The organism is Tabrizicola sp. (assembly GCF_051645465.1).
GTDB lineage: Bacteria > Pseudomonadota > Alphaproteobacteria > Rhodobacterales > Rhodobacteraceae > Tabrizicola.
Genome location: NZ_JBOFBI010000351.1, coordinates 1 through 5,057, shown reverse-complemented (window position 1 = coordinate 5,057; position 5,057 = coordinate 1). Strand labels below are relative to the sequence as shown.

Below are 5,057 nucleotides of genomic sequence, written 5' to 3'. Positions count from 1 at the left end.
GAGGATGAGGTCGGCCTCCAGCACCTCTTCCAGGGTGGCGCGGAAGGCGGCGACGAGCTGGGTGGGCAGGTCGGAGATGAAGCCCACGGTGTCGGAGGCGATGATCTTCCGTCCCGATGGCAGAACGATGCCGCGCATGGTGGGGTCGAGCGTGGCGAAGAGCATGTCCTTGGCCAGGACCTCTGCCCCGGTCATCCGGTTGAACAGCGTGGATTTTCCGGCGTTGGTGTAGCCGACGAGCGCCACCAGCGGGAAGGGCACCTTGCGCCGGGAGGCGCGGTGCAGTTCGCGGGTTTTGACCACCTTGTCGAGCTGGCGCTTGAGGCGGATCACCTGATCGTCGATCGCGCGGCGGTCGCTTTCGATCTGGGTCTCACCGGGGCCGCCAACGAAGCCGAAGCCGCCCCGCTGGCGTTCGAGGTGGGTCCAGGCGCGGACCAGCCTTGTGCGCTGGTAGCTGAGGGCGGCGAGTTCCACCTGGAGGACACCTTCGCGGGTCCTTGCGCGGTCGGCGAAGATTTCGAGGATCAGGGACGTGCGGTCGAGAAGCTTGACGCCCCATTCCTTTTCCAGGTTCCGCTGCTGGACCGGGGACACCGTGCCGTCGACCAGGACGAGGCCGATCTTCAGTTCGGCAAACCGGGCTTTCAGCTCATCGACCTTGCCAGAGCCGATCAGCGTGGCAGGCTGGACGCGGGAAAGCCGGACGACCTCCGAGCCGAGCACGTCAAGCTCGGGCAAGGCGGCGGCAAGCGCCACGGCCTCGGCGAGGCCATGTTCGGGCAGCCTTCGCTCGCGCGCGGATTTCAGCGCCGGGTGGATGACAAAAGCGCGCGTGGCTTCTGCCGCGGTGTCACGCAGCCGCTGCCCGGCCCGTTCGGACAGAAGATCGGCATCGTCGTGCGGGCTCTGTGCGATCAGTCTTCCCCTTCGTAGAGGCTGATCGGCGCGCCCGGCATGATGGTCGAGATCGCGTGCTTGTAGACGAGCTGCGATTGACCATCGCGCCGCAAAAGCACGCAGAAGTTGTCAAACCAGGTGATCACGCCCTGCAGCTTGACGCCGTTTATCAGGAAGATCGTCACCGGAACCTTTGCTTTGCGAACGTGGTTAAGAAATGCGTCTTGCAGGTTTTGCTTGTCAGCGGCCATCTTCTTTGTGCCTTGTTTTTCTATTGCTTCACTGTCACGGCGTGGTCGTTCTTGGTTAAGCCCTGTCTTCACCGCCCTAGCGGTTGTGTTAAGTATGTAGCGGGTCTGCGGGAGTTTCCAGCGCAAAAAACAGGTGCTTAAGAGTCGTGGCCCGGCGGGCTTAGCGGCGTCCGCGACCGGGAAGGATCAGCGCGAGAAGCGCCAGCGTCTCAAGCCGGCCGACGACCATGGCGAGGCCGAGGATCATTTTCACCGGGTCCGAAAGCCCCGCGTAGAGGATGGGCTGGGCAGCGCCAAGATCGGCAAGCTGGCCGGTTGTGGTCAGCGCCGCGATGGCCAGGATCATGGCGTTTTCAAACCCGACTCCGGCGATAAGCAACAGCGCCATGGTCACGGCAATCGAGATTGCGAAAAGCATGAAGAACACCCAGGCAAACTGGGCGCCTTCGCGGCGGAGCCGCCGTGCATCCGACCCGCCGCTGCCGATCGAGTTCGGGTGGATGATCTTTTCCAGCTCACGCTCGCCATGGCGCAAAAGCGCGTAGACGCGGAGAAGCTTCACCCCTCCGGCCGTGGTGGCAGTACCGCCGCCGACGATCGCGAGGCCGAGAAGCGCCAGACCGGGCGTGCCGATGCCCGACCAGTCCGCGGCGGTCTGCCAGTCGGCCGAGACATAGCCCGTGGTGGTGAGAAACGATGCAGCGGTGAAGATTATGCCCCAGAGCGACGGAAGCGCGCGGCTTGCTTCATCCGTTTCGGCTGCAGCGTTCGCGACAAACCAGTGCCGCAGGAACAGGATCAGCGTCACCGCGACAAGGAGCAGGGCCGCGAGGCGAAGCTCGGGGTCCTGCAGGAGCGGGCGGCGGTTTTCGGCGAGCCGAATTCCAGGAAGCGCGCGGCGGGTGATGGCGAAGACAAAGCAGGCGAAGACCAGGACTTCGCCCCCTGGCCCTGCGGAAACCGCGGAAAAGGGGGTGGCACCGCTGATGCCCGAGGTCGAGAGCGTTCCCATGGCGTGGATCACCGCCGAGATGCCGTCTTCGCCCAGGACAAGAAGCCCGCACCACAGAAGGAACGTGAGCGAAGCATAGACCGGGAAAAGCTGGAGCGCGAAGCGGGTGAGGCGTTCGGCCGGTTCGGCGGTGCGCGCGATCTGCGCGGTGCCATTGGCGCCCCGGCCCGGGACACGGCCCGACGATACCTCGGTCCCCCCGAGGTTCAGGGGTGCCAGGATCGCATAGGCGGCCAGAAGTGTCAGAAAGCCGCCGAACCAGCCCACGATCGCGCGCCAGAGATGGACGGTATCGGAAAGCCGGTCGGGGACATAGACCGTGGCCCCGGTGGTGGTGAAGGCCGACATCATCTCGAACCAGGCATTGGTCAGGGTCGTGTCGGGCAAGGCTTCCAGAAGCGGCAGCGCCAGAGCGAAGGGCAGGATGGCATAGGCAAGCACAAGTGCTGCCAGGTGACTGCGCGCGGGATCGCGGGGCGAAAAGGCGGCGGTGGCGATGCCGAGCATCACCGTGATCACAAGGAGGATCAGGGCGGAATAGAGGAAGTCGCGGGCATGTTCATGGTCGTCCGCGGCCAGAGCGTAAAGTGCCGGGACCAGGGCCATGGCACCCGCAAGGCCAAGGAGGACGACCAGAAGCGGCAGTTCTGCCAGGCGGGCGAGCATCAGAAGAAGTCGATCGAGACTTGGAGGAGGCGTTCGACCTCGGGGACGTCGCTGGCCATGGCGAAGAGCGCTATGACGTCGCCGGGCTCGACCCGAAGATCGCCGGTGGGTTTCTGGACCTTCTCGCCCTTCATCACCGCGCCTACGAGCACGCCTTCGGGGAATTCGATGTCGCGCACCAGCCGGCCAGCGATGGGCGAGGTGGAAAGGACCTGTGCCTCGATCATCTCGGCCTCGGCGTCGCCGATGGAATAGACGGCGCGGACGCGGCCATGACGGATGTGGCGCAGGATCGACGAGACGGTGGTGGCGCGGGGGTTGATGTAGGCGTCGATCTCGAGCGGTGCCATGAGGGGCGCAAGGGTGGGGTCGTTCACAAGCGCGATGGTCATCTGGCACCCGGCCTGCTTGGCGCGGACGGCGACGAGGAGGTTGGTCTTGTCGTCATCGGTGACGGCGAGGATCGCGTCGGCGCGGTCGACCGAGGCCTCCATCAGGAGGTCGATATCCATCCCGTCGCCGTTGAGAACGATCGTGCGTTCCAGCGCATCGGCGGCGAGTTCCGCGGTGGCGCGGTCCTTCTCGATGATCTTGGCGCGGATGCGGTCGGTGCGGGCTTCGAGCGCGCGGGCGACGGCGAGGCCGACGTTGCCGCCGCCGACGATGACCACGCGTTCCTGCTTTTTCGTTTTCTTGCCAAAGATTTCGAGCGCGCGGTTCACGTCCTCGAAATGGGTGAAGACGTAGATCTGGTCGTCGGCGTAAAGCTGGTCGCCGGGGTCGGGCGCGAAGAGGCGGTCTTCGCGGCGGATGCCGACGACGATGGCGCGGAGGGTGGAGAAAAGCTCGTTCAGCTGGCGAAGGGGGGTGTTCAGGACCGGGCAATCCTCGGTCAGCTGGATGCCGAGCAGCTGGGCGCGGCCGTTCATGAAGCTTTCGGTGTCGAAGGTCGCAGGCGCTGCAAGGCGCTGGAGGGCGGCTTCGGCGACCTCGCGTTCGGGGCTGATGACCACGTCGATGGCAAGGCCATCCTGGTTCAGGAGCGTCCCGTAGAGCGGGTCAAGGTAGTTCTGCGCCCGGATGCGGGCGATCTTCCTTGTGATGTTGAAGACGGAATGGGCCACCTGGCAGGTGACCATGTTCACCTCATCCGAATGGGTGGCGGCGATGATCATGTCGGCATCGCGGGCGCCGGCCTTGGCCAGGGTATCGGGGTGGCTGGCGAAGCCCACCACGCCCTGGACGTCGAGCGTGTCGGTCGCACGGCGAACGAGATCGGCGTTCATGTCGACGAGTGTCACGTCGTTCTTTTCGCCGGACAGGTGCCGGGCGATCTGCCAGCCGACCTGACCCGCCCCGCAGATGATGACCTTCATCAGACTCCCCGCGATCTGCGTCGGTGACTGAATGTCAGATCGGGGTCGGGGGGTCAATCGGGAGGGCGCGAGGCCAGATCGGAGGCAATCCGTTCAAGGCAGGCGGGGAGGTCGGTCATGACCTCGCGGTTCCAGAGCCGAAGCACGCCAAACCCCTGGGCGACAAGCCAGCTGTCGCGGGCAGTGTCACGAAGGTTGCCATGACCGCCGCCGTCGGTTTCGATGATCAGGCGATGATCGGGGATCAGGAAATCGACAATGAAAGGACCGACGGGTGCCTGCCGGCGGACAGACAGCCCCATGAATCGGTGGGCGCGCAGATGGTGCCAGAGAACGCGCTCGGCCACGGTCATGTTTCGTCGCAGGCGTTTGGCCTGGGCACGCTGCAGGGTAGTTTGAAAGCCACTCATCCGGTTCTCCACGGGCGGGACCTGCTGCCCGGCGTTCCGTCAGGGGCTTGGGAAGCGCGGAAGATCCCAGCCGGCAGTGTGAGATTGGATGGGTTAAGGACGGCTTAAGGCCCGGCGGTCTCGTGTTTGGCTGCCGTCGCACCCCCTCCCTGGCCCTCCCCCTGACAGGGGGAGGGAAGCCCTACCCCAGCGCTGGTGCAGGACGGCGAGCGACATCTTGCCTGTATGGCGATCGGTTGTCGGGTCTTGCAAAACGCGCTTCGCACCCCCTCCCTAGCCCTCCCCCTGACAAGGGGAGGGAAGCCCCACCCCAGCGCTGGTGCAGGACGGCGAGCGACATCGTGCCTGTATGGCGGTCGGTTGTCGGGTGTTTCAAAACGCGCCGGTTGCCATCCGGCGTCCCCTCCCCCTGCGAGGGGGCGGGCCAGGGAGGGGGACGCCC

5 protein-coding genes are annotated in these 5,057 nt (G+C 65.3%); all 5 read right to left on the bottom strand.

The window, feature by feature from the left end; genetic code table 11:
- Nucleotides 1-885, bottom strand: an 885-nt coding sequence (gene hflX, locus ACRCSW_RS22065) for a GTPase HflX (RefSeq protein WP_438707803.1), incomplete at its 3' end; no start/stop codon positions are given.
- Between the two features lie 32 nt (nt 886-917).
- Complete coding sequence (gene hfq / locus ACRCSW_RS22060; protein WP_008028786.1) at nt 918-1,151, bottom strand: RNA chaperone Hfq; 234 nt, start codon at nt 1,149-1,151, stop codon at nt 918-920.
- A gap of 160 nt (nt 1,152-1,311) precedes the next feature.
- Nucleotides 1,312-2,829 (bottom strand): potassium transporter TrkG, encoded by a 1,518-nt coding sequence (locus tag ACRCSW_RS22055; RefSeq protein WP_438707802.1) that lies wholly within the window; start codon nt 2,827-2,829, stop codon nt 1,312-1,314.
- On the bottom strand, nt 2,829-4,205 hold the full coding sequence (trkA, locus tag ACRCSW_RS22050; protein ID WP_438707801.1) for a Trk system potassium transporter TrkA: 1,377 nt from the start codon (nt 4,203-4,205) through the stop codon (nt 2,829-2,831). The genes ACRCSW_RS22055 and trkA overlap by 1 nt, the downstream gene beginning before the upstream one ends.
- Nucleotides 4,206-4,258: 53 nt before the next feature.
- Entirely contained in the window at nt 4,259-4,615 is a 357-nt protein-coding gene (locus ACRCSW_RS22045; protein WP_438707800.1) for an endonuclease domain-containing protein, read from the bottom strand.
- Nucleotides 4,616-5,057: the final 442 nt, after the last annotated feature.

Bases quoted from the DNA above. Each gene is read 5' to 3' on its own strand.
- hfq (WP_008028786.1), bottom strand. From the start codon at position 1,151: ATGGCCGCTGACAAGCAAAACCTGCAAGACGCATTTCTTAACCACGTT.
- ACRCSW_RS22055 (WP_438707802.1), bottom strand. From the start codon at position 2,829: ATGCTCGCCCGCCTGGCAGAACTGCCGCTTCTGGTCGTCCTCCTTGGC.
- trkA (WP_438707801.1), bottom strand. From the start codon at position 4,205: ATGAAGGTCATCATCTGCGGGGCGGGTCAGGTCGGCTGGCAGATCGCC.
- ACRCSW_RS22045 (WP_438707800.1), bottom strand. From the start codon at position 4,615: ATGAGTGGCTTTCAAACTACCCTGCAGCGTGCCCAGGCCAAACGCCTG.